The organism is Streptomyces sp. NPDC057486 (genome assembly GCF_042802415.1).
Lineage (GTDB): Bacteria > Actinomycetota > Actinomycetes > Streptomycetales > Streptomycetaceae > Streptomyces > Streptomyces yanii.
Genome location: NZ_JBHVEE010000044.1, coordinates 1 through 23,579 on the forward strand (window position 1 = coordinate 1; position 23,579 = coordinate 23,579).

Below are 23,579 nucleotides of genomic sequence, written 5' to 3' on the forward strand. Positions count from 1 at the left end.
CCGGCGGCGTCCGGTGCGTGCGATCGCAAGGCGGAGGGTCGTCCTCGTACTGGACGTACGTGGACGACCCCGACAACGCAGCGAGCGTGCGTGCCGGGCGTCGCCGGGCAGGCGGGACTTCCGACACACGCCCTAGTGCCGCGACCGGCGATGTTTGCCCCAAGAGGAGCGTCGTCCGAGCGTGCGTGCCGGGCGTCGCGACGGGGCAAAGCGTGCCGGGAGGGGCGCTAGTACACCGGCTTCTCGGGCTCGATCTGGTTGACCCAGCCGATCACGCCGCCACCGACGTGCACCGCGTCGGCGAAGCCCGCCGACTTGAGGACCGCGAGGACCTCGGCGCTGCGGACGCCGGTCTTGCAGTGCAGGACGATGCGCTTGTCCTGCGGGAGGTCCTGGAGGGCGTTGCCCATCAGGAACTCGTTCTTCGGGATCAGCGTCGCGCCGGGGATCGAGACGATCTCGAACTCGTTCGGTTCACGGACGTCGATGATCTCGATCTTCTCGTCCGCGTCGATCCACTCCTTGAGCTGCTTCGGAGTGATCGTGGAGCCGAGCGCCGCCTCCTGGGCCTCCTCGGACACGACGCCGCAGAAGGCCTCGTAGTCGATGAGTTCGGTGACGGTCGCGTTCTCGCCGCAGACCGCGCAGTCGGGGTCCTTGCGGACCTTGACCTGGCGGTACTGCATCTCCAGGGCGTCGTAGATCATCAGTCGGCCGACCAGCGGGTCGCCGACACCGGCGAGCAGCTTGATGGCCTCGGTGACCTGGATGGAACCGACGGACGCGCAGAGCACGCCCAGGACGCCGCCCTCGGCGCAGGACGGGACCATGCCGGGCGGCGGCGGCTCCGGGTAGAGGCAGCGGTAGCAGGGACCGTGCTCGGACCAGAAGACGGACGCCTGGCCGTCGAAGCGGTAGATCGAACCCCACACGTACGGCTTGTTCAGCAGTACCGCAGCGTCGTTGACGAGATAGCGGGTGGCGAAGTTGTCCGTGCCGTCCACGATCAGGTCGTACTGGGAGAAGATCTCCATCACGTTCTCGGCCTCGAGCCGCTCTTCGTGAAGGATCACGTTCACATACGGGTTGATGCCGAGGACCGAGTCCTTGGCGGACTCCGCCTTGGAACGGCCGATGTCGGACTGGCTGTGGATGATCTGGCGCTGCAGGTTCGACTCGTCGACCTCGTCGAACTCCACGATGCCGAGCGTGCCGACACCGGCGGCGGCCAGGTACATCAGGGCCGGCGAACCGAGACCGCCGGCGCCCACACAGAGCACCTTCGCGTTCTTCAACCGCTTCTGCCCGTCCATCCCGACATCCGGGATGATCAGGTGGCGGGAGTACCTGCGGACCTCGTCGACGGTGAGCTCAGCAGCTGGCTCGACCAGGGGTGGCAGCGACACAGGAACCTCAACAATGCAGGTGGTCGGTTTCTACGTACTTCATCTACGTACGGTTGTTCTTGCCGTAACACTGCCACGCCCCCTCTCATTCCGAGATACCAGGTCCGATCCGCGAGACGATTTCGTCCCAGTACCCGGGCAGCGCCGTGAATGGATCGGTTTGCCCCTTGCTTCCCCTCCGCACGGTGCGGTCGGTGAAGAAGATCGTGCCCGCGCCCTGCCAGCGGGCGATGCGCATGGCCTCGTCGAGGTGGGTGCGCGGAACACCGTGCACGAAGTGCGCGAAGCGTCCTGGCGGATAGGCGGCGGTCCACTCCGCCACCTGCGACCAACGGTAGTCGGTCCAGGCCCCGGAGAAGGTGACCAGCTGGTCGGCGGTCTCGGCGTAGCCGGGATACGGATGGGTCCCGTGCCCGAGCACCAGCAGCCCGTCCTCGAGAAGCGTGTCGAGCGTGCCGGTGAGACGGCGGACCGCCGGGAGATCGGCGCGGTCGGCGGGACACCGGTCCAGGTAGAAGCCGTCGACGAGGTACCAGTCGAGGAAGGACTGCGCGTCGGTGATCAGCTCGTCGAACGGACGGTCACCGTGGGCCAGATCGAGGTGGCCCAGCAGCCGGCCTCCCCCTGCCCGGACGATGTCCTGCGCGGTCTCGCCGTCCAGGGCCCGTTCGCGGGCGTTGCGGAGCCGGCCCGCGGCTTCCAGACAGTGCGGGTCGGGCCGGGCGCCGGGACCGCTGTCGATGTTGAGGACCGCCCAGTGCAGGTGGGTGCCGGGGCGGGTCAGTTCGGCCCATTCGGTGGGGGCGAGCAGCGGATGCGCGTAGCCGGGGACGCCGAAGCCGAGCTGATCGGCGCCGCCGGTCCTGCGTGCCGTTCCGGCGCTGGTCAGATGCGGCATGCCGCCTCCATCCAGATGTCGGCGAGGGACTCCTCCAGGTTGATCCGGGGCCGCCAGCCGAGCCGGTCGCGGGCGGTGCGCACGTCTGCCTGCTGCCAGGCGCCGCAGCCGTCGGGGTACGGGGACGGGGTCGCCGAGAGGTGTTCGATGACGGACTCGGAGGAGGTGCGGGGCGCGCCGATGGGCATCCGTGCGGGGGGCGTGTCCAGCTCGTGGAGCGCACCCGGGTAGCCCGCGACCTTGGCAAGCACGGCGGCGGCGTCACGGAGCCGTACGGCACGGCCGGTGCCGATGTTGACGACTCCCTGCGCGGCGGAGAGCGAGGCGGCGTGCACGGCGCGGGCGACGTCCCGTACGTCGACGAAGTCGCGCTGCACCCCGAGGCCGCTGAGCTTCAGCTCGCCGTCGCCGGACTGCATGGCACGGCGCATCGCCTCGGCGAGCCGGCCCAGCGGGGAGCCGGCCGGGGTTCCGGGGCCGACCGGCGAGAAGACCCGCAGCACGACCGCGTCGAGGCCGGAGCCGAGGACGAGTTCGGTGGCGGCGAGCTTGGAGACGCCGTACGGCCCACCCGGGCGCGGGATGGCGTCCTCCGCCGTCGAGGAGCCGGGCTGCGAGGGTCCGTACTCCGAGGAGCAGCCCAGCTGGACGAGGCGGGCGCTGCAGCCGCTGCGCCGCATCGCCTCGCAGACGGTGGCGACGGCGACGGTGTTGTGCCGGGTCAGGTCCCGGGCGCCGCCTCGGGTGGCGCCCGCACAGTTGACGACGACGCCGGGGTGAACGGCGTCCAGGAATCGGGTGAGTGCTCCGGGGGAACCGCCCGCGAGGTCGAACCGTACGTCGGCGTCGTCGCCGCGGCCGAGCGCCGTGAGGTGCACGGCGGGGTCGGCGAGCAGCCGGTCGGCCACGAACCGGCCGAGGAACCCGTTGGCTCCGAGCAGCAGAACCCTCATCGGGTGCCCCCTTCGTGCCGACGGCGGGCTGCCGGTGCGGGGGATTGGGGGGTCATGTCCGGTGTCTCCTTGGGGAGGTGGTGGGCGGTAAGTGCCTGTCGGGTCCAAAGGCGGGCGCCGAGGGACAAGGACCCGCGGCGTCGGCTCCGCGGGAGTCGCACAGGAAGTGGCTCTTCATCGCGGCTTATGCGGTGGTGTGGGCGGACGCCCTGGAGAGGGCGACGGTGGCGTGGATCAGCAGCCCGAGCGCGGCTGCGCCGCAGGCGATCGCGGGTACGGCTCCGGTACCGCCCGCCTCGATGACCGCGTGGACGGGGCGGGCGAGGACATCGAGGCCGGGCAGCCGCCCAGCCAGGATCAGGGCGGGGGCGGCCGCTTCGACGGCGCAGGCGGCGGCGAGTCCGGTGGTGGCGGCCTCCGGGAAGCCGTGGACGGTCAGCAGCCGGGCGAGCAGGAGGAGTACGCCGAGTGCGGCGGCCGCGACGAGGCTGCCGCCGCCTCCGTACCCGAGTTCGGCGAGGCGGAGCAGCCCCGAGAGCACGCAGAGGAAGAGGGCGACGGTCCCGAGGAGGAGGGGGCGCGCCCTTGCGGCGAACTCCTCCAGTGCGCGACTGCCGGTGAGTCTGCGCTGTGCGTGTACGGAGAAGAGGTGCGCGCACCAGGCGGCGGGAGCGACGGCGAGCGCAAGCCCCAACAGGGGCGCGGGGGTGAGCGCCCAGGGTCCTTCCGGGCCGCCGCTGAGGACCTGGTCGAGCAGCGCCTGGCCGTACAGGACGTAGCCGAGGAGCCAGCCCGCATACAGGGTGGCTGCCGCCGAGGAGCGGCTCTCCGGGACGCGCAGGGGGCCGCTCCGCAGGCAGAGGCCGAGCCCGATCAACGCGACGAGTGCCCCGCTGAGGGACACGGTGAGCCGTGCCCCGCCGCCGAGTGTTCCCTCGGTGAGTTTCAGGACGACGGCGGTCGCGGTGCAGGCCGCACCGGGCAGCAGCGCGAGGAGCGACCAGACGGCGCGCGTCTCGATGTCGCGCACCGGCGCGGGAGGCACCGCGCGCGCCGGCTCCCCCGTGACGGCGGGCACCCGCGCGTAGAGCTCCTCGGCGAGCGAGAAGACATCGCGGTGCCGGTAACGGGCGGCGGTGCGGTCGGTGACCCCGTGGGCTTCGAGCCCGGCGGCGATCTCCAGCGGGTCGACGGCGCGTTCGCACAGGTCGCGGTGGTGGTGCATGAGGGTCTTCACAGGATCGACGGGCCCGCGCCGGAATCCACTGAGCTTGCGTGCGGGGGTGGCACGGGTGTGTGCGATCTCGGGGGCCCGGGGGGTGGGTGCGGGTGCGTCGTCGGTCTCGGGGTGTGTCCGGGGCGGTGTCTGCGTCCGCATCTCGGCCGGCGTGTCGGTCCGCGTCCCGGTCCTGGCCGCACCCGGGGCGCAGGCGGCGGGCCCGGCAGGGGTCGGGGCCTGCTCGAGAGCTCCGGCCTCGGGCGCCGTACCGGCCTCGGCCTCCGCGAGGGCACCCTCCTCGGACGCGCCTGCGCTCTCCGCCACAGCACCGGCGCCCTGCGCAGCGCCGGCGCCAGGCTGTGCGCGCTCTTCGGGGTCCGCACGGACATCGGCGGTTCCGACGCCGGTGAGTGCCCCGCCCGTGGCGGCAGGGGACTCGTCGGCCGTCGCGGGGAAGTCGGCTGCCGGACTCCCGGTCACGTCCGGCACCGGCGCCGATTCCCGATCCGGCGCCGGGTCCCGCAGCGAATCCGAGTCCGGGTCCCGTTCCTGCGGGGAGTCCGGCCCCCCGGTCGCCCCTCTCGTCGACGAATGCTCCATCACCGCCACCGTTCGCAGCGGTCCCACCCCCGCAAGGCCCGGCATCGCCCCCGTCCCGGGCCGCTCCCGGGCCGGGACGGAAATCTCCGTGCCCCGGGGTTCGGAGACCAGGGCTTCCGAGTGGGGGTCCCAGCTCCTGCCGGTCGTCGTGGTGCCGGGGACGTCGAGCGCCTCGGTCGGGCGGCCGCCCATGGGAAATCCTCCGTGATCCATGCCGAGTCCGCCGGACCGGCTCGTCCTTCTGTCCGTCTGCTGCTCACCCATCGCGGTCCGCCGTCCCGAGCGCACTCGCGCACACGCCCTCGGTGGCCCAGCTCGGGGTGTGCGCGGGAACCGTCCAGCTGCCGAGGACCTGGGCCTCGGGCGGAGATGCGAACGGGCGTGGGACGCCGTCCGCCTCCCTGCGCACCGGGGAGTGGGAGATCAGTTCCAGGTAAATGCCGCGAAATGCCGCGAGGTTCTGTTCGACGGTGAAGAGTTCGAGGGCGCGGGCGCGCGCCGCCGCGCCGAGACGTGCACGGCGCTCGGGGTCGCGCAGCAGCGTGATGCACGCGTCGGCGAGCGCCCGGGGGTTGCGCGGGGGCACCACGAGACCCGTACCGCCGATGACCTCGACGACGGCGCCGACATCCGTCGACACCGTGGCCCGTCCGCAGAACATCGCCTCGACCAGACTGATCGGGAAGCCCTCGACGACGCTGGAGAGGACGACGATCCCGCCCGCCGCGTACGCCTCGGCGAGGTCCGAGACCTCGGCGCCGCCGATGTCCTCGAAGGAGACCGGGTTGTCGCCCACGGCATGTGCGTCGGCGGCCTCGTCGGGGAAGAGCTGGGCGGCGAGTGCCCGGCAGTGCGCGAGGTACGTGGCGCCTTCCGCACCCGGTGCCGGTGCGCCGATGATCCGCAGCCGGGCGTCCGGTTCGGCCTTCCGTACCCGTGCGAAGGCGTGCAGCAGTGCGATCAGGTCCTTGGACGGATCTATCCGGCCGACCCAGACCAGGGTGTCGGGACCGCCCTCGTCGTTGCTCTCCCCCAGGGCTGCGAAGCGGGCGGCGTCCATGCCGGGATAGACCGTGCGCAGCTTGGCACGGTCGGCGCCGCACCGTTCCTGCCAGCGGCGTGCGTGCGTGTTGCCGGGGGTGATGAGCGCGGCCTGCCGGTAGACCTCGGTGGCGAGCCGTCCGTGGAACCCGGCGAGCAGGGCGCGTACCGGCGCGCCCAGGGCCGTGCCGGTCGCTGCGAGGTAGTGTGCCCGCAACTGCACGCCGTGCTCGGTGACCAGCAGCGGGACGCCGAAGAAGCGTTTGGCCAACAGCCCGGGCAGGGCCGCTGCCCCGCCGGACGCCGCGTGGCAGAGGTCGACCGCACCGAGGCTCTCCTCGTCGTACCAGTCGAGGGAGAGCGGGCGCAGGACGCGGTCCAGTTCCGCGGCGAGGGCGAGGAGGTCGGGGACGGTCGCTGCCTGGACGGTCCGCCCGGTGCCCCGGGCGCGGCAAACTGCTTCCAGTACGCGCACAGCTGTCTCGGAGCGGAGCGCCGCGGGAAGTCCGCCGTGTTCGCGGGCCAGTTCGGCGAGTCCGTACAGCCCGTCGGTGAACTGTGCGTCGGCGGCGTCGGCCGTCGACCCGGCATCGCCGCCCTCCGCGGTCGCGTCCGACGTGCAGATCGACGTGGCGAGCGCCGTGAAGTGCGCGGTGAACAGGCGCCGCTCGCGCCGTCCGTACGACCGCCCGCCCCCTCCGGTCACCAGCCGGGCGAGCAGCCCTTTGGGAACGTGGCCGCCCGGAATGTCCTCGTCGGTCATCCACAGCGGCGCCGTCCGCACCCGGCTGACCTGGATCGGAAGCTGTACCCAGCCCTGCGCCTCCTGCTCGGCGGAACGGCTGAGCGCGTAGAGGTCGAACTCGTGCTGGGTCAGCCCGCGCACCAGACGGTCGCACCAGAGCCTGGACTCACCGGTCGCATATGGATAACCACCGTCGGTGAGGAGTCCGATCCGCACGAGCGCACCCCCGATCTTCCTTGTGGGCAGCCGCCGATGGTTTTGGCGACTCACAGCGGGACGACCGTAAGCGGATATGCCGGTGGCGCGACGGACGGTTGTCCATCGCGCCACCGAAAGGGGTGAACAGTCGTAACTTTCCCACCCCCGTAGCGTTCCGTCGCGCTAAGAGGATGGTCGGTCACGCAGGGTCAGGCTGCGGCCAGCTCTTTGCGGGCCGCCCGGCGCACCGTCGCGAGTGCCGGATCGAGCGCGGGTACGGCGGCGAGGAGCTGCCTGGTATACGGATCCTGCGGCGCCCCGTAGACCTCGTCGACGCTGCCCTGTTCGACGATCCGGCCCTGTCGCATCACCGCGACCCGGTCGCTGACCTGCCGGACGACGGCCAGGTCATGGGCGATGAAGACCAGCCCGAGCCCCAGTTCCCGCTGGAGTTCGGCGAGGAGTGCGGTGACCTGCGCCTGGGTGGTGACATCGAGCGCGGAGACCGGTTCGTCGCAGACGATCAGCTCGGGGCCGGCGGCGAGTGCGCGGGCGATGCCGACGCGCTGGCGCTGTCCGCCGCTGAATTCGTGCGGGTAGCGGTCGTACCGGTCGGGGTCGAGCCCGACGCGTTCCAGCAGTTCCTGGACACGACTCCGGATCCTGGTGTCGTCGAGCACGCCCGCGGCGCGCAGCGGATCGGCGACGGATTCGCCGATCGAGCGGCGCGGGTTGAGCGAGGCGACGGGGTCCTGGAAGACCATCTGGAGCTCGCGCCGGTACGGCCGCAGTGCCTTGTCGGACAGGGAGCCGATCTCCACACCCCCGTAGCGGAGGTTGCCGCCGGTCGGGTCGAGGAGGCGTACGAGCATCCGGCCGAGCGTCGTCTTGCCGCTGCCGCTCTCGCCGACGATGCCGAGTGTCTCGCCGCGGTGGACGGTGAGGGAGACATCGTCCACGGCGATGACCCGGTCGCTGCCGCGCCCGAATTCGCGCCGCAGGCCGACGGCTTCGAGCAGCGGCTCGCCACCACCCGCATCCCGCGGCGCCGGGACCGGCACCGCGCCCTTCACGCCCGGCGCCGCGGCCGGCTTCGCCCGCTTCGCGTCCACCCGCGGCACCGCGGAGAGGAGTTCGCGCGTGTACGGCCGACGGGGCGCACCGAGCACGTCGGCGACCGGCCCGCTCTCCACCTCCCGGCCCGCCTGCATGACCAGCACGTCGTCGACGCTCTCCGCCGCGACGCCCACGTCGTGGGTGACCAGCAGCAGTCCCATGCCCGTTTCATGACGCAGCTGGTGCAGCAGGTCGAGGATCTGGGCCTGGACGGTGACGTCCAGCGCGGTCGTCGGTTCGTCGGCGATCAGCAGCTGCGGCTCGCAGGCGAGCGACATCGCGATGAGGGCGCGCTGCCGCATCCCGCCGGAGAACTCGTGCGGCCGGGACCGGGAACGCCGTGCCGCGTCGGGGATGCCGACCCGGTCGAGGACCTCCACGGCCCGCGCCCGCGCCGCCCGCCGTGAGGCACGCGTGTGGACCCGGTACACCTCGGCGATCTGGTCGCCGACCGCGTAGTACGGATCCAGGGACGACAGCGGATCCTGGAAGACCATGGCGGCCCTCGCGCCGCGCAGCGCCCGCAGTTCCGCGTCCGTCGCGGCCTGTACATCCACGCCCGCGACGCGGACCGAGCCGCCGACGGTGGCTCCTGTCCCCCGGTGCAGTCCGAGCAGGGCGTACGCCGACGCGCTCTTGCCGGAGCCGGACTCACCGACGACACCGAGCGCGGCGCCCGCCTCCAGCGTGAAGGAGAGTCCGTCCACGGCCCGGGCGCCCGCCGCGCCGTCGAAGGAGATCGTCAGATCGGAGACCTCGACGAGGCTCATGAGAGCACCACCCGACGGTCGGCCATCGCCTGCAGGATGTCCGCGACGGCATTGGCAAGGACGACGAAGAAGCCGGTGACGAGCACCAGGCCGACGACGACCGGAAGGTCGACGTTCTTCACGGCGTCGACGAGTTCACGTCCGACGCCGGGGATGTTGAACAGCGATTCGGTGAGGACGGCGCCGCCGAACATCGAGCCGATGTCCAGCGCGCCGAGCGCGATCACGGGGCCGAGTGCGCCGCGCAGCGCATGCCGTCCGACGAGGCCTCGTTCGCTCACCCCGTATGCGCGGAAGGTGCGCACATGGTCCTCGGCGAGGGTCTCCAGCATCGACGACCGGGTCATCCGGGCGTACGGAGCGGCGGAGACCAGCGCCAGCGAGACCCAGGGCAGCAGCAGGTTCCAGGCCCACTGCTCCGGGTTCTCGGTGAGCGGTACGTAGTCGGGGAACGGCAGCAGTTGCAGCGCCGAGCAGAACACGATGATCAGCAGCAGACCGATGACGAAGACCGGCGTGGCCATGCCGGCCAGGGTCAGTCCGGTGAGGATCCGCTCGGTCGCCCGGCCGCGCCGCCACACCGAGAGCAGTCCGGTGCCGACGCCGAGCAGGATCCACAGCACGAAGGCGCCGATGGCGAGCGAGGCGGTGGCCGGGAGCTTGGTGAGGATCATCTGGGTGACCTGCTGGTCGTCCTGGTAGGAGCGGCCGAGGCAGGGGGCCTGGCAGTGCAGGATCCCGGTGCCGGTCGAGTAGTCGTGGCCGACGAAGATCCCCTGGAGGAAGTGCGCGTACTGCACGTACAGCGGGTCGCCGAGCCGGAGCTGGTCGCTGACCTGCGCCACCTGGGCGGGTGAGCAGCGCGGCCCGCAGGCGATCTGTGCGACGTTGCCCGGGGCGACGTAGAACGCGGCGTAGACGACGACGCTGAGGGCGAGGAGCACGAACAGCGCCCCGCCGAGGCGCCGCAGCAGGAACCGGGTCATCCTCCGGCCTCCTTCTTGCGTCCGGTGCCGATCCGCAGCCGCGAGGCGACACGCGGGTCGAGCGCGTTGCGTACGCCTTCGCCGAGGACGGTCAGCGCCAGCACGGTGATGAAGATGAGCAGGGCGGGGATCAGCAGATAGGTGGGCGCCGCCTGGTACCAGGTGTCGGCGTCGCTGAGCATCTGTCCCCAGGACGGCGTGGGCGGCTTGATGCCGACGCCGAGGAAGGACAGCGCCGCTTCGACGACGATGTTGCCGGGGAAGAGCAGCACGGCGTACGTGATGACGGGTGCGGCGAGCGCGGGCAGCAGTTCGCGCCGGGCGATCCGCGCACCGCCCCAGCCGCTGAGCCGGGCGGCGGCCACATGGTCGAGCGACTTCAGCGCGAGGGTCTGGGCGCGCACGATCTTGGAGATGCCGGACCAGCCGACCAGCCCGACGATCGCGGCGATCAGCACCGGGCGCGGGAAGCCGGCGGGGACGACGGCGAGCGCACCGAGCGCGATCACCATGACGGGCAGGGCGACGACGATGTCGGTGACGCGGCTGAGCGCCTGGTCGACGAACCGGTTGCCGAGTCCGGCGGCGAGACCGACGACCACACCGACGATCACCTGGAGCAGGGTCGCGGCCAGCGCGACGCCGAGCGAGACCCGCGCCCCGTACACGACTCGGGCGAACAGGTCGCGGCCGGTGAGCGGTTCGACGCCGAGCCAGTGCTCGGCGCTGATGCCGCCGAACGATCCCAGCGGTACGCCGCCGGTGGCGGAGTCGACGAGGTTCGCGTGGTACGTGGTGGGGTCCTGGCCCTCGATGCCCGCCAGCAGCGGCGCGGCGAGCGCGACCAGGACCAGCAGGGCGACGATCACGGCCGCCACGACGGCGGAGCGCCGCGCGCGCAGCCGCCGCCGGAACGAGGAGGCCCCGGAGGCGGGGGCCGCCGCAGCGACGCCCGCCTCCTCGACCAGCAGAGCTTCGGCCATGGTTACTTGACCGCGACCTGCGAGATGTCGAGCACGCCGGTCCAGTCGCTGATGACGACGTTCTTGACGGCCTCGCCGTACAGGCGCTTGTAGACCGGGTGGAACAGCGGCACGGTCACCGCCTGCTCACCGATCTTCTTGTCGAGCGCGCCCCAGCGCTTCGCGGCCGCGCTCAGGTCGGTCAGCTTGTTGATCTCGTCGACCTCCTTGTTCACGGAGGGGTCGTCGAGCTGGAAGGCGTTGAAGTTGTAGCCGTCCTTGACGATCTGGCGTCCGTCGAAGATCGGCGCGAGGAACGGACCGCCGGACGGCCAGTCGGCGCCCCAGCCGGTGAGGAAGAAGCCGGGCTCGCTCTTCACGTCGTGGATCCTGTCCGAGTAGGCGTTGCCCTCCAGGCCCTCCAGCTCGACCGTGATCCCGGCCTTCTTCAGCGCCTCCTGGATCGCGGTGGCGATCTCCGGGCTGGTGGCGAAGTTCTTCTCGTTGGAGTGCGTGAGGGTGATGGTCAGGCCCTTGGCGTAACCGGCCTCCTTCAGCAGCTCCTTGGCCTTGGCCGCGTTGCCTGTCCTGCCGGCCGGGAAGGCGTCGTAGGCGCTGTGGCCGAAGGACGCCTGCTCCGGCAGGAAGGTGGTGGCGGGCTCGGCGAGCGAGGAACCGCCGGCCGCGTTGATCACGGAGGACCTGTCGACGGCGTACGAGATCGCCTCGCGCACCTTCGGATTGTCGAACGGCTTCACCTTCGGGTTGAAGGCGATGTAGTTCGTGTAGCCGAAGTGGCCGGTGCCGACGCGGGCGGCGAGCTTCTTGTCGCCGGTGACCTTGGCGAGCTCGGCCGGGCCGAGGTTGGTGTCGGTGGTGACGGCGGCGGCGTCGGCGCCCCGGGAGGCGGAGAGCCGCTGGTTGATGACGGCGGAGTCGAGTCCGGAGCGTACGTCGATCCGGTCCGGGTACGCCTTGCGCTCCTCGTCGGTGGCGGCCGACCAGAACGTGTTGCGCTCCAGGACGAGGCGCTCGCCGTCGCCCTCGTTCCTGACGACCTTGTACGGACCCGAGGAGATCGGATGGTTCTCGTACTTCGCGCCGGTGTCCTTGGCCTTCGGCACCGGGGTCGTCTGGGTCTGCGTCGCCAGGTAGGGGAACTCGCCCTCCGGCTTGTTGAGGTGGAAGACGATCGTCTTCGCGTCGGGCGTCTCGATCGAGGCGAGGCCCTTCTTGTCCTTGTAAGGGCCCTGGTAGTCGGCGCCGCCGATCAGCCAGTCGCGCAGATAGGGCGCGCCGCCGGAGAGTTCGGCAGCGAAGGAGCGCTCGATGCCGTACTTGATGTCGGCGCTCGTGATCGCTGTGCCGTCCTCGTACTTCAGGCCGTCCTTGAGCGTGTACGTCCAGACGGTGGCGTTCTTGCTGGGCGTGCCCAGGTCGGTCGCCAGGTCGGGCACGACCTTCGCGCCGGCCGCGCCGTTCTCCCGGTTGCGGGTGGTCAGCGTACGGAAGACCAGGGACGGGACGTTGCCGCCGCCGGAGGTGTACAGCCGCGCGGGGTCGAAGTCCTCCTGCGCGTTGCTGTTGAGGACGGTGAGCGTGCCGCCCTTGGCGGGCTTGCCCGCAGCGCCGGAGCCGGCGTCGCTGCCCTTGCTGTCCTGGGGCCCGCACGCTGCGGCGCCCGAACCCACGACGAGAACCACGACGGCCGCTGCCACGCGGCGCGATATGACGGACGGTTGACGCATCGGAAGATGACCTCTCGGAGTACTGCTGACGGAAGGAGGCTGAACGAGGATCCGTGCAGGCAGCAGCGAGGGTGCGGGATGGAACAAACGGTCAGGGATCAGAACGAACCGGACCGGGACACCGAAACTGCCGCGCCTGCGGACGGAGTACGCCCGGCGCGGCAGTCGGGAAGAGCCGTTCCCTGCGGGACAGGGCTCGGGGAAAGGGAGTCGACGCGCGCTCAGGCAGGCGTCAGCAACAGTGAATGTCGGCGACGCTGTGCCCGGTCACACCGATGAGCGCCAGCTCTATGGCTGCGCGTTCGAAGGTGACGGGGCTGCGTGACATGCCGAGAAATATGCGCGACCGCCCCCTTGATGTCAACGCGGAATGAGACAGTCGTCCCACATGTCGGACACCCTCTCCGGGGGCCGGACGCCCGGCCTCGTCGCGGGCATCGGCCGGGAGGCGGTCGACGGGGGCCGACGGGCGGCCCGACCGGGCTCAACTGCCCGGATAAACCCAGGCGTTGGGGCGGCACTTGATGCCGTCGACATCGAGGGACTTGGTCTGCTGCTGCATCACGGGAGCGAGTGCGCCCGGCGTGCGGCAGCTCACATGATTGTGACCCAGCCGGTGGCCGACCTCGTGGTTGATCAGCATCTGGCGGTAGGAGAAGAGCTTCTTCGGGCCGAACGTCGATGATCCCTGCGCCCAGCGATAGGCGTTGATCATCACGCGCTCGGTCGCCGCCGAATCGCACGAGACATTGTCTTCGGTCGTATCGAGACCCGACTTCCCGCACCAGTCACCGGTGGTTCCCGGGCTGGCCAGAGTGATCACGAAATCCGGATCGCCCGAGGAGACCCGCTCGAAAGTCATGGCGCCGTCGTGCGCCCAGCTGCGGTCGTCATTAAGGGTTCTCTGGACCGCCTCGGCAAAAAGTCCGGCGTCGAGGCCGAGACCTTTCTCGACGTCGATCCGATAGCGATACTTATGCCCCTTGCCCGGAGCCTTCGCCGTTCCCGGGACCGTCTCGAAGTGTCCGGAACCCTTGAGTTCCGGAGCGAGCGGATAGGCCACAGCCATCTTCTGCTCGTACGAGAGAGGCGCGGCCGCCACCGCTTTCGGCGTCGGCCGGTCGTCCGAACGGGAGGAGGTGTCCTCGCCACCGTCCCGGTCGACGCCCGCGCCGGATGCCGCCATGCCGACGCGCCCTCTGCTGTCATGTGCGACCTGACCGGCCACGACCACCGCGAGCACGGTGGTCACGGCGGCGGCTGCGACACCGGTGAAGGTGCGCCCCTTGCTGCTCCTGGTGACCGGTGGGGCATCGCCGTCGCCGGGGGGCGGCTGCTCCTCCCCGTCGCCGACCGCGGTGAACGGGTCGGCCGGCGGGGCGGACGGGGAACGGGGGGCGGGCGGCGCGGACGGTGCGTCGAAGGCATCGACGAACTCCCGTCGCGGACCCGGTATCAGCGACCGTGTACCGGCCTCGGGCTGCCGATCCGACATCCCCTCCGGCATCGGCCGGGCTGTGGGCCGAGGCATCTGCGGCTTCCCGGGCCGCAGCCCCGGGCCGCCCGGCCGCCCCGGAGCCTGCTCGTCGAACACCGGCTGCGGTCCGGTCCCCCAGCCGCCCCCCGGCTCGCGCTGCTCGGGATGGCCGCCACGCACCTGCGGGACCCCCTGGAAAGGGGTGTGCCCGTCCGCGCCGGGCGGCACTCCGGCCACCTTCCTGCGTCGTCCACTGCCGGGCTCCGGCCGGGTCGCCTCACGAGCGCCACCCCGGTCCGCCGCTCCGGCATCGATATCTCGTTCGCTGGCTGGGGGCTCTTTTCGGCTATGTCGTCCCACGCCCCGGATCAGCTCCCGCCGCATTCGTCGAGCAGTTCCCGGAACGCCTGGGCGACCGCTTCCGGGTACTCCATCATCGCCACGTGCCCTGCGTCGGGCAGTGTCAGCAGCCGCGAATCGCGGAAGGCCGCGGACGCTCTGCGTGCCATCCGGTACGAGACGAGCTGGTCCCGTCCGCCGTACACGAGCTGGGTCGGTGCGAGCACACGCTCGGCCTGGCGCCACAGTCCGTGCTGCCCGCCCAGCGTGTACGCATCGACGATGCCACGCGCCGAGCGCGCCATCGCATCCCAGAAGTACGGCAGTTCCAGCCGTCTCTCCATTTCGGCCACCGCTTCGCGGAAGCCGGCTTCGGAGACGCGTGCCGGATCGCCGTAACAGAGTGCCATGACTCCGCGCGTCCGTTGTTCCGCCGTCATGTCCCTGGTCATCCGGGAGAACAGGGATGCGACCCCCGGAACGGCGAGCAGTCCGGTCGGTACGGCGGGCCACTGCACCCGGATCTCGGGCAGCGCCGGCGAGATGAGGGTGAGCGTTCTCACCAGGTCGGGGCGGACGGCCGCGACCCGGGTGGCCACCGCGCCGCCGAGCGAATTACCGAAGAGATGGACGGGACCGCGCTCCCCCGCGTCCAGGAGCCGGATCACCGCGCGGGCGTGTCCGGTGACCGAATAGTTGCCGTCGTCCGGCGGCGGGGAGTCCCCGAAGCCGGGCAGGTCGACCGCCTCGCCGTCCACCACGTCCTGGAGCAGCGGCATCAGCGCCGACCAGTTCTGCGAGGAGCCGCCGAGCCCGTGCACGTAGAGCGCGGGCGACAGACCGGTCCGCTCCGACGGCCGGGCGCGGACGTTCAGCGTCAGGCCGGGGAGCGCGACGGAGCGCAACTCCTCCCCCTCGGCAACCCGGACGGCGCTCACCGTGGGGGCCGCCGCTGCAGCGGCGGCTCGGACTCCCGGCAGCTCGGTCGATGACATGCGGCAATGTTACGAGACGATCACACCGTGGTTCATGTGTTCGCGGTCACAGATCGCATAGCGCCGTGCCGGGCTAGCTCCTAGGCTCGAAGCTAAGGAAGGGAGTCACCATGACGGTCGACCCCAGCGACCCGGAGACCTTCGAGAGAATTCAGCCGGACGAGCCGGACCCGGAGGCACCCGAGGCTGACGCGGCCGAACAGCAGGCCGACCTCCAGCCGAGGAGCGACGATCCGCTCACGGACATCGACCGGGACACCGCAAATGAGGCGGATGCGGCGGAGCAGGCCCGCGTCGTCGCGGAGGACGAGGACGATTACCGCTGATACGTCCCGCTTTGCCGTGCAGGTCGACGAATCTGTGGCTACCGCAGCCGTCCGGTCCGTGAAATTCTGCGTCCGCGCCGCGCGCACCCGGGTTACTCAAAAGTACGATGGCTGTACGGCGCAGCGTGCAGAAAAAGGCTGTGTTCGATCACAATTTTGGGAGGCGGCGTGACAGCCATCGAGCAGACAGAGGCGGCGCGCCCGCGGGGTACTCGCCTGCCTCGCCGCGCCCGACGCAACCAGCTGCTGGGCGCCGCGCAGGAGGTCTTCGTCGCGCAGGGTTACCACTCCGCCGCGATGGACGACATCGCCGAGCGGGCCGGTGTCAGCAAGCCGGTGCTCTACCAGCACTTCCCGGGCAAGCTGGAGCTCTATCTGGCGCTGCTCGACCAGCACTGCGAATCGCTGCTGCAGGCGGTGCGTACCGCGCTGGCGTCGACGACGGACAACAAGCTCCGTGTCGCCGCGACGATGGACGCCTATTTCGCGTATGTCGAGGACGAGGGCGGCGCCTTCCGGCTGGTCTTCGAGTCGGACCTGACGAACGAGCCGGCGGTACGGGAACGGGTCGACCGGGTCTCGCTGCAGTGCGCGGAGGCGATCTCCGACGTCATCGCGGGGGACACGGGGCTCTCCAAGGACGAGTCGATGCTGCTCGCGGTCGGTCTGGGGGGCGTGTCCCAGGTCGTCGCCCGGTACTGGCTGTCCAGCCGGTCGGGGATCCCGCGCGACACGGCGGTACAGCTCCTCACCTCGCTGGCCTGGCGTGGCATCGCCGGGTTCCCCCTGCACGGCATCGATCAGCACTGACGTCCGGTCGGCACTCCTCCGTGTCCGCGGTACGTGTTCGCTGCGGGCGTTGCCCGCCGACCTCTGACAGCTCCGCTCACCGGGCTAATGTGTGGTGCGTACGGCGCGGCTCACGCGCATGAGGACTGACCGTCGGAGGGACATAGCCGTGGAGGTCAAGATCGGCGTGCAGCACGCACCCCGGGAGATCGTTCTGGAGAGCGGGCTTTCCGCCGAGGAGGTCGAGAGCGCGGTCGCCGAGGCTCTCACCGGCAAGGCGCAGCTGCTCAGCCTCAAGGACGACAAGGGCCGCAAGGTCCTGGTGCCGGCCGACCGGGTCGCCTACGTGGAGATCGGCGAGCCGAGCACGCGGCGAGTAGGGTTCGGCGCGCTGTAGGGACAGACGCGCAGCAGTGCGAAGCGGCCCGGAGGGGTGTACCCCCGCCGGGCCGCTTCTGCGTTCTGCCGCTGCTCAGTGCCGGTTTCCGCGGTGCGGCACCTGTGCGGAACCTGCCCCGGGGAGGGTTGCGTTCCGCATCCCACGGGTAGTACGGCCTACGACCGTTTTGCCCTCCCCCTTCGCTCTGCAAGCATGGGGGGACACCCCTCCGCAACCCGCGAGGTGATCGTCTGTGATCTGGGAATCCCTCGGCTCCGTCGCACTCGGACTCGTCCTCTCCTGGGCGGCGCTCCGCTTGCTGCCCGGTCGGCTCCCGTCCGGCCGTGCCGTCTTCACCACCGGTGCTCTGGGTGCCCTGTTCGGCGCGTATCTGATGCATTCGGTGCTGGGCCCCGGACATGTCCTGCCCACCCTGATCGGCGCGGTGCTGATCGGCGCGGTGACGCTGTCGCTGCTGATCCGCCCGCGCGGCCGCCGCCTGAGCCGATCAGCGGCGGCCTGAGGGGGCCCGTCGGCGGTCTGTCAGGCAGCCAGTCCGAGCGCGGCCATCCGCTTGGTGTGCGCCTCGGTGATCCGCGAGAACATCCGGCCGACCTCGGCCAGGTCGAACCCGTCCGCCACGCCGCCCACCAGCATCGTCGACAGCGCGTCGCGGTCGGCGACCACCCGCTGGGCCTGGGAGAGCGCCTCACCCATCAGCCGCCGGGCCCACAGCGCGAGCCGGCCGCCGACCCTCGGGTCGGCCTCGATCGCGGCGCGCACCTTCTCGACGGCGAAGTTGCCGTGGCCCGTGTCGTCCAGCACGGCGAGGACGAGCGAGCGGGTGTCCGAGTCGAGGCGTACGGCGACCTCACGGTAGAAGTCACTGGCGATCGAGTCGCCGACGTACGCCTTGACCAGACCCTCCAGCCAGTCCGACGGGGCGGTCTGGCGGTGGAAGTCGTCGAGCGCCTTGGCGAACGGCTCCATGGCCGCGGTCGGCTCGGTCTCGATCGCGGTCAGCCGGTCCGTCAACCGCTCGAAGTGATGGAATTCGGCGGACGCCATCTTTGCCAGCTCCGCCTTGTCGGCCAGCGTCGGCGCGAGTTTTGCGTCCTCGGCGAGCCGCTCGAAGGCCGCCAGCTCCCCGTACGCGAGTGCTCCCAGCAGATCCACGACCGCGGCACGGTACTGCGGCTCAGCGGATGCGGTGGCCCAGTCCTGGGCGGCGATTCCGGTGGGTGCGGGTGCTTCAGTGGCGTTGTCAGGCGTCTCCATGAACCGCAGAATAGCCCGCCCGTCGAAGGATGGAAGGGCCTGGTCAGCCGGTGCCATCACACCGTTCCGATGAATTCGCCCAACACACATGCGCGAATCCGGGGTACAGTGGTATTGCGGTTACTGAGTATTTTGGATGTACCGGTGGCGCGAAATTGAATGAGGATGCCCGGTCGGTGGCCCGATCGGCTCCGACCCGACAGCCCTCCGCGCGGGGCGTACACCACGTACGACCGCAGATGAGGGGCCCCCTCAGCGGCACGAGCGCTCGAGCGACGGCAGTGGTCCCGCGCCACCCGGCCCATCCACGGCCGGATGACCAACCCCGGCACGGTACGACCCCCAGCGTTCGCCTCGGACCGCGTCTCACAGAAGAGGCAGCACCCTGACTACGTTCCGAGACCTCGGGATTCTTCCCGAGACGGCCGAGGCCCTCGAAGCCGTCGGCATTGTGTCCCCCTTTCCCATCCAGGAGATGACGCTCCCCGTCGCACTCTCCGGCTCCGACGTGATCGGACAGGCCAAGACCGGTACCGGCAAGACGCTCGGTTTCGGTCTTCCCCTGCTGGAGCGCGTCACCGTCCCCGCGGACGTCGAGGCGGGCCGGGCCAAGCCCGAGCAGCTGACCGATGCGCCGCAGGCGCTGGTCGTCGTCCCCACGCGTGAGCTCTGCCAGCAGGTCACCAACGACCTGCTGACCGCCGGCAAGGTGCGTAACGTCCGCGTTCTCGCGATCTACGGCGGCCGTGCGTACGAACCGCAGGTCGAGGCCCTGAAGAAGGGCGTCGACGTGATCGTCGGCACCCCGGGCCGCCTGCTCGACCTGGCCGGCCAGCGCAAGCTCGACCTGTCGCACGTGCGTGCCCTCGTCCTCGACGAGGCCGACGAGATGCTCGACCTGGGCTTCCTGCCCGACGTCGAGCGGATCATCACCATGCTGCCGCCGACCCGCCAGACGATGCTGTTCTCGGCGACCATGCCGGGTGCGGTCATCGGCCTCGCGCGGCGTTACATGTCGCAGCCGACGCACATCCGCGCCACCTCGCCCGACGACGACGGCGCGACCGTCGCCAACATCTCGCAGCACGTCTTCCGTGCCCACTCCATGGACAAGCCGGAGATGGTCTCGCGGATACTGCAGGCCAACGGCCGTGGGCTGGCGATGATCTTCTGCCGCACCAAGCGGACGGCAGCCGACATCGCCGAGCAGCTGGAGAAGCGCGGTTTCGCGTCCGGCGCGGTCCACGGCGACCTCGGCCAGGGCGCCCGTGAGCAGGCGCTGCGCGCCTTCCGCAACGGCAAGGTGGACGTGCTCGTCTGCACCGATGTCGCGGCCCGCGGTATCGACGTCGAGGGCGTCACGCACGTCATCAACTACCAGTCGCCGGAGGACGAGAAGACCTACCTCCACCGCATCGGCCGGACCGGCCGCGCGGGCGCCAAGGGCATCGCGATCACGCTGGTCGACTGGGACGACATCCCGCGCTGGCAGCTGATCAACAAGGCCCTGGACCTGAACTTCAACGACCCGGTCGAGACGTACTCCACGTCGCCGCACCTGTTCGAGGAGCTCGACATCCCGGCCGGCACCAAGGGTGTCCTGCCGCGCGCCGAGCGGACCCGTGCGGGTCTGCGGGCCGAGGAGATCGAGGACCTGGGCGAGACGGGCGGCCGCGGCCGCAAGTCGTCCGCGGCGTCGGCTCCTGCCGTACGGGAGGAGCGGGCGCCGCGTACGCCGCGTCAGCGTCGTCGTACACGGGGCGGATCCGCGCTCACGGAGAGCACTGCTGCCGCGGTGCCGGCGCCGGCCACGGAGCCCGCGCAGGCTGCGGTGGCCGCGCCCGCCGCTGACGCCCCGGTGGAGCCGCGCACGCCGCGCCGTCGTCGCCGTACGCGGGTCGCGGTCCCGGATGTCGCGGCCGAGGCCGCCGTGGCCCTGGCGGAGGCTCCGGCCGTCGTCGGGACACCGGCAGTCGAGGCGGAGGCCGAGGCCAAGCCGCGTCGCCGTCGGGCCCGCACCGTCACCAAGCCTGCGGACGAGGTCGACTTCCAGATCGCGCCCATGGCCGAGCCGGTGGTGGAGGCGAAGACGGTGACGAAGCCGCGGCGCCGCGCCCGGATCGTCGCCAAGCCGGCCGAGGACGAGGTCGACTTCCAGATCGCGCCGATCGCCGAGCCCGAGCCGGCGAGGCCGCGTCGGCGGACGCGGGCCGCGGCGAAGCCGAAGGCGGAGAGCGTCGTGGAGGTTCCGGTCGCGGAGGGCGAGGCCAAGCCGCGGAGGCGGCGGGCGCCGCGCACTGCGGCCAGGACCGAGGGCTGAGCACACGCCGATGGTCGTTCGGGGCTCCGCCCCCGACCCCGCTCCTCGATTGCCGGAGGGGCTTGATCATGCCGGACGGGTCTGAGGACATCCTCAGGCCCGTCCGGCGTTTGAGGACGCAGTCGGCCCGTCGGGCGTGTGAGGACATAGCCTCGTGTCATGAGTCGGCCGCCCACCTTCATCCCGCCCTCCTGCTCCCGCGCCCACGCGCTGCCCACCGCGCGCGGGGCCTTCGCCGTGCTGGATGCCTCGCCGCCCACCGAGCCGCGCGGCACCGCCCTTCTGCTGCCCGGATACATGGGCAGCAAGGAGGACTTCATCGCGCTCCTCGAACCGCTCTCCGCCGCCGGCTACCGCATCGTCGCCGCCGACGGGCGCGGGCAGTACGAGACAGATGGAACGGACCGTCAGGAGGCCTACGAACAAAGCGAGTTGGCTCGTGATGTGCTCGCGCAGGCCAACGCACTCGGTGGCTCCGTGCATCTCCTCGGCCACTCGCTCGGCGGGCAGATCGCCCGCGCCGCCGTCCTTCTCGACGCCTCGCCGTTCCGTTCGCTGACGCTGGTGTCCTCCGGCCCCGCACAGGTGGTCGAGGCCCAGCAGCTCAAGGTGAAGATGCTCAGCGACGCGCTCGCGACGCTGAGCATGGCCGAAGTGTGGGACGCGATGCGCGCCCTCGACCCGCCCGAGGACGCGGCGGCAGCGGACGGCGAGGGGCTTCGCCGGCGTTGGCTGCGCCACCGTCCCGCCCAGCTGATCGCCACCGGGCGGCAGCTGGCGACGGAGCCGGACCGGGTAGCCGAACTCGCCGCCGTACCACTGCCCGTCCATGTGCTCTCCGGCGAGCGCGACGACACCTGGCCGGTGCCGTTGCTCGACGAGATGGCGCAGCGGCTCGGCGCGCACCGCAGCCGGATCGCGGGCGCCGAGCACTCCCCCAACACGGACCGCCCGGAGCAGACCGCCGCCGCGCTGGCCGCCTTCTGGGACGGCGTGTGACGACCTGATCCGATTCGGACGCTCCGACAACGCGACGAGGTGCCGTGCCTGTCGTCGTGCGCCCGGCAGGGACGGCGGAACAGCCCTTGGCTCAGTACTGCGCCTGCAGGTGCTGCCAGAAGCCGTCGCGCAGCGCCCGGCGCAGATGGGCGTGGCCGCGCAGCGAGTGCTGGAGCAGCCGTTCGGCCTCGACCAGCAGGTCCTGGTCCACGGAGCCCGGCAGGTAGGGGTGTCCGGGCAGCAGGTCGGCGAGGGCGTCGCGGCCGCGGGCGGAGAGCCAGGCGGCGGCGATCTGCGCACCGACGAAGCGGACGTCCTCGCGGGAGGGGGCCGGGGTGTCGTCCTCGTACGTGGTGACGGGGCGTCTGGTGACATACGGGCGGCAGAAGTCCAGGTCGAAGGTGCGCTGGCTGTCGACTTCCCAGAGCAGCGGTTCGGCCTGGTTGCGCCCTTCGCCCGCCTCGATGCCCCAGAGGTGGACCCGGGCCCCGTACCCCTGCGCCGCCTCGACCGCGGACACCAGGTCCTCGTCGCCGCCGACGAGCGCCGCGTCGCTGATCGCGCGGTGCCGGGCGAGGGATTCGAGGTCGGTGCGGATGAGTGAGTCGACGCCCTTCTGCTGGTTGTTGGCGTTGAGGTTGCCGAGTCTGACCTTGACGTCGGGAAGTTCGGCGATGGACTGCTGCTCGACCGTGTGGATCCGGCGCCTGGCCCCGTCGTACCAGTACACGCGCAGAAGTCTGCTGTCCGCGAAGATGGTGCGGGCCTTGTCGATGAAGGCCTCGATCAGCCCTTCCGCGTCGAGATCGAAGGAGCGCCGGTCCTCCGTGCCGGTGACGAGCAGCCCGGCCGCGGCGTACACATAGCCCGCGTCCACGAAGATCGCGTGGGTCGAGGGGGTTTTGGACACCTCGGCGAGCATGCGCTGGAGCAGCTCGTTGGTGCGGTCCAGGCGTTCGCCGATCTGCGCCTCGTTCATGCGGACCTCATTGTCCGCGCACGGCCGGTTTCCCGCTGGTACTTAGACATCCAAAAAATTTCCTTAGCGTAGGGAATGTTTGCTGGTGGCAAGCCGTTGTACACCTTGTGGAGCGCGGGACGCCGATGTCCGACGCTCCACATCCTTGCGGACGGGTCACCCGTCCTCCCAGTAGTTCTCCAGCAGGAGGATCAGACGAAGGGAAGCCCTATGCGCTTCGAGATCATGCGACTCGACGATGTCGACGGTACCGCCGTGGACAGCACCGTCGTGGACGCCGCCTCCGTCAACCGGATCGTGCAGCAGGCCGCTTCGATAGGCCAGCGCATCTATATCCGCCCGGCCGAGAACTCGGCTTCGTAACGCCTCACCGACGTACAAAGACGAAGCGCCCCCGCACGGACGGTCCGTACGGGGGCGCTGTGGTGTCCGGGTCGGCGTCAGGAGTTCTGGATGACCTGGGTGACTCCGTTGATGATCTGCTGCACGGCGATGGCCGAGAGCATCATTCCCGCGAGCCTCGTCACCAGGACGACGCCGCCGTCCTTGATCACGCGGATGATCAGCAGCGAGTAGCGCATGGTCAGCCAGAGCACGAGGTGCATGGCGACGATCGCCGTCCAGACCGAGACCTGACTCCCGAAGCTGTCGGCGTGCTGCACCGCAAGGATCACCGAGACGATCGCGCCGGGGCCGGCGAGCAGCGGCATTCCCAGCGGCACGAGCGCGACGTTGACATCCTTCGTCTGCGTCGGTTCGTCGGTCTTGCCGGTCAGCAGATCGAGTGCGATCAGCAGCAGGAGCAGCCCGCCCGCGATCATCAGGGCGGGGACGGAGACATGCAGATAGTCGAGGATCTGCTGACCGAGCACACCGAAGACGGCTATCACGCCGAAGGCGACGGCAACCGCCTGGAGCGCCATCCTGCGCTGCATCTTGGCGGGCCGCCCGGCGGTGAGGGCGAGGAAGATCGGGGTGATTCCGGGTGGATCCATAATCACAAAAAGCGTGAGAAATAGGGATCCGAAGACAGCAACGTCGAACACAGTGAGGCCT

22 protein-coding genes are annotated in these 23,579 nt (G+C 70.7%); 7 read left to right on the forward strand and 15 right to left on the reverse strand.

Features of this window, described 5'->3' with window-relative positions; genetic code table 11:
- Positions 1 to 227 precede the first annotated feature (227 nt).
- From moeZ to ACFU6I_RS21235, 12 genes are all read right to left on the reverse strand, one after another.
- The gene (gene moeZ, locus ACFU6I_RS21180) at positions 228 to 1,406 is read right to left on the reverse strand and encodes an adenylyltransferase/sulfurtransferase MoeZ (protein WP_384368905.1); all 1,179 of its coding nucleotides are present in this window, start codon (positions 1,404 to 1,406) and stop codon (positions 228 to 230) included.
- Positions 1,407 to 1,491: 85 nt separating this feature from the next.
- Positions 1,492 to 2,304 carry a spherulation-specific family 4 protein gene (locus ACFU6I_RS21185; protein ID WP_384368908.1) on the reverse strand — a complete coding sequence of 271 codons (813 nt, stop codon included), beginning with the start codon at positions 2,302 to 2,304 and terminating at the stop codon, positions 1,492 to 1,494.
- Positions 2,292 to 3,257 (reverse strand): NAD(P)-dependent oxidoreductase, encoded by a 966-nt coding sequence (locus ACFU6I_RS21190; RefSeq protein ID WP_266981777.1) that lies wholly within the window; start codon positions 3,255 to 3,257, stop codon positions 2,292 to 2,294. The genes ACFU6I_RS21185 and ACFU6I_RS21190 overlap by 13 nt, the downstream gene beginning before the upstream one ends.
- Positions 3,258 to 3,441: 184 nt before the next feature.
- Entirely contained in the window at positions 3,442 to 4,635 is a 1,194-nt protein-coding gene (locus ACFU6I_RS21195) for a hypothetical protein (RefSeq protein ID WP_384369055.1), read from the reverse strand.
- 697 nt (positions 4,636 to 5,332) lie between these two features.
- Positions 5,333 to 7,078, reverse strand: a complete 1,746-nt coding sequence (locus ACFU6I_RS21200) for a glycosyltransferase (protein WP_384368911.1) — start codon at positions 7,076 to 7,078, stop codon at positions 5,333 to 5,335.
- 191 nt (positions 7,079 to 7,269) lie between these two features.
- Entirely contained in the window at positions 7,270 to 8,946 is a 1,677-nt protein-coding gene (locus tag ACFU6I_RS21205) for a dipeptide ABC transporter ATP-binding protein (RefSeq protein WP_384368914.1), read from the reverse strand.
- On the reverse strand, positions 8,943 to 9,932 hold the full coding sequence (locus tag ACFU6I_RS21210; RefSeq protein ID WP_384368917.1) for an ABC transporter permease: 990 nt from the start codon (positions 9,930 to 9,932) through the stop codon (positions 8,943 to 8,945). Before ACFU6I_RS21210 ends, ACFU6I_RS21205 begins: the two co-directional genes overlap by 4 nt.
- Complete coding sequence (locus ACFU6I_RS21215; RefSeq protein WP_384368920.1) at positions 9,929 to 10,915, reverse strand: ABC transporter permease; 987 nt, start codon at positions 10,913 to 10,915, stop codon at positions 9,929 to 9,931. Before ACFU6I_RS21215 ends, ACFU6I_RS21210 begins: the two co-directional genes overlap by 4 nt.
- A 2-nt stretch (positions 10,916 to 10,917) precedes the next feature.
- Positions 10,918 to 12,642 (reverse strand): ABC transporter substrate-binding protein, encoded by a 1,725-nt coding sequence (locus tag ACFU6I_RS21220; RefSeq protein WP_384368923.1) that lies wholly within the window; start codon positions 12,640 to 12,642, stop codon positions 10,918 to 10,920.
- 232 nt (positions 12,643 to 12,874) lie between these two features.
- A complete protein-coding gene (locus tag ACFU6I_RS21225; RefSeq protein ID WP_323135872.1) occupies positions 12,875 to 12,970 on the reverse strand; it encodes an Ms4533A family Cys-rich leader peptide in 96 nt (31 codons plus the stop codon).
- A gap of 156 nt (positions 12,971 to 13,126) precedes the next feature.
- Positions 13,127 to 14,503 (reverse strand): DUF3152 domain-containing protein, encoded by a 1,377-nt coding sequence (locus ACFU6I_RS21230; RefSeq protein WP_384368926.1) that lies wholly within the window; start codon positions 14,501 to 14,503, stop codon positions 13,127 to 13,129.
- Positions 14,488 to 15,453, reverse strand: coding sequence for an alpha/beta fold hydrolase (locus ACFU6I_RS21235; RefSeq protein WP_384368929.1), 966 nt, complete (start codon positions 15,451 to 15,453; stop codon positions 14,488 to 14,490). Before ACFU6I_RS21235 ends, ACFU6I_RS21230 begins: the two co-directional genes overlap by 16 nt.
- A 110-nt stretch (positions 15,454 to 15,563) precedes the next feature.
- On the opposite strand from ACFU6I_RS21235, the gene ACFU6I_RS21240 reads away from it, so the two are divergent.
- The 4 genes from ACFU6I_RS21240 to ACFU6I_RS21255 all read left to right on the forward strand — a co-directional run bounded on the left by ACFU6I_RS21240 (position 15,564) and on the right by ACFU6I_RS21255 (position 17,470).
- Positions 15,564 to 15,779 carry a hypothetical protein gene (locus tag ACFU6I_RS21240; protein ID WP_345510504.1) on the forward strand — a complete coding sequence of 72 codons (216 nt, stop codon included), beginning with the start codon at positions 15,564 to 15,566 and terminating at the stop codon, positions 15,777 to 15,779.
- A gap of 168 nt (positions 15,780 to 15,947) precedes the next feature.
- A complete protein-coding gene (locus ACFU6I_RS21245; RefSeq protein WP_266981795.1) occupies positions 15,948 to 16,589 on the forward strand; it encodes a TetR/AcrR family transcriptional regulator in 642 nt (213 codons plus the stop codon).
- A gap of 148 nt (positions 16,590 to 16,737) precedes the next feature.
- The gene (locus tag ACFU6I_RS21250; protein WP_384368932.1) at positions 16,738 to 16,965 is read left to right on the forward strand and encodes a DUF3107 domain-containing protein; all 228 of its coding nucleotides are present in this window, start codon (positions 16,738 to 16,740) and stop codon (positions 16,963 to 16,965) included.
- 235 nt (positions 16,966 to 17,200) lie between these two features.
- Positions 17,201 to 17,470, forward strand: a complete 270-nt coding sequence (locus ACFU6I_RS21255; protein ID WP_384368934.1) for a hypothetical protein — start codon at positions 17,201 to 17,203, stop codon at positions 17,468 to 17,470.
- Positions 17,471 to 17,490: 20 nt separating this feature from the next.
- On the opposite strand, the gene ACFU6I_RS21260 is transcribed toward ACFU6I_RS21255, so the two are convergent.
- Positions 17,491 to 18,225: a ferritin-like fold-containing protein gene (locus ACFU6I_RS21260; RefSeq protein ID WP_384368937.1), complete on the reverse strand. Its 735-nt coding sequence runs from the start codon at positions 18,223 to 18,225 to the stop codon at positions 17,491 to 17,493.
- Between the two features lie 475 nt (positions 18,226 to 18,700).
- Here ACFU6I_RS21260 and ACFU6I_RS21265 point away from each other — a divergent pair, with 475 nt between their 5' ends.
- Together ACFU6I_RS21265 and ACFU6I_RS21270 are read left to right on the forward strand one after the other, a co-directional pair.
- Entirely contained in the window at positions 18,701 to 20,545 is a 1,845-nt protein-coding gene (locus ACFU6I_RS21265) for a DEAD/DEAH box helicase (RefSeq protein ID WP_384368940.1), read from the forward strand.
- Positions 20,546 to 20,704: 159 nt separating this feature from the next.
- Complete coding sequence (locus tag ACFU6I_RS21270; protein ID WP_384368942.1) at positions 20,705 to 21,544, forward strand: alpha/beta fold hydrolase; 840 nt, start codon at positions 20,705 to 20,707, stop codon at positions 21,542 to 21,544.
- A gap of 91 nt (positions 21,545 to 21,635) precedes the next feature.
- Here the strand turns inward: ACFU6I_RS21270 and ACFU6I_RS21275 are convergent, their stop codons facing one another.
- The gene (locus ACFU6I_RS21275; protein ID WP_384368945.1) at positions 21,636 to 22,523 is read right to left on the reverse strand and encodes an NYN domain-containing protein; all 888 of its coding nucleotides are present in this window, start codon (positions 22,521 to 22,523) and stop codon (positions 21,636 to 21,638) included.
- Between the two features lie 210 nt (positions 22,524 to 22,733).
- Between ACFU6I_RS21275 and ACFU6I_RS21280 the strand changes: the two genes are divergently transcribed.
- On the forward strand, positions 22,734 to 22,886 hold the full coding sequence (locus ACFU6I_RS21280) for a hypothetical protein (protein WP_167747282.1): 153 nt from the start codon (positions 22,734 to 22,736) through the stop codon (positions 22,884 to 22,886).
- Between the two features lie 77 nt (positions 22,887 to 22,963).
- Here ACFU6I_RS21280 and ACFU6I_RS21285 read toward each other — a convergent pair whose 3' ends face one another.
- Positions 22,964 to 23,569 carry a MarC family protein gene (locus ACFU6I_RS21285; protein ID WP_266981808.1) on the reverse strand — a complete coding sequence of 202 codons (606 nt, stop codon included), beginning with the start codon at positions 23,567 to 23,569 and terminating at the stop codon, positions 22,964 to 22,966.
- Positions 23,570 to 23,579: the final 10 nt, after the last annotated feature.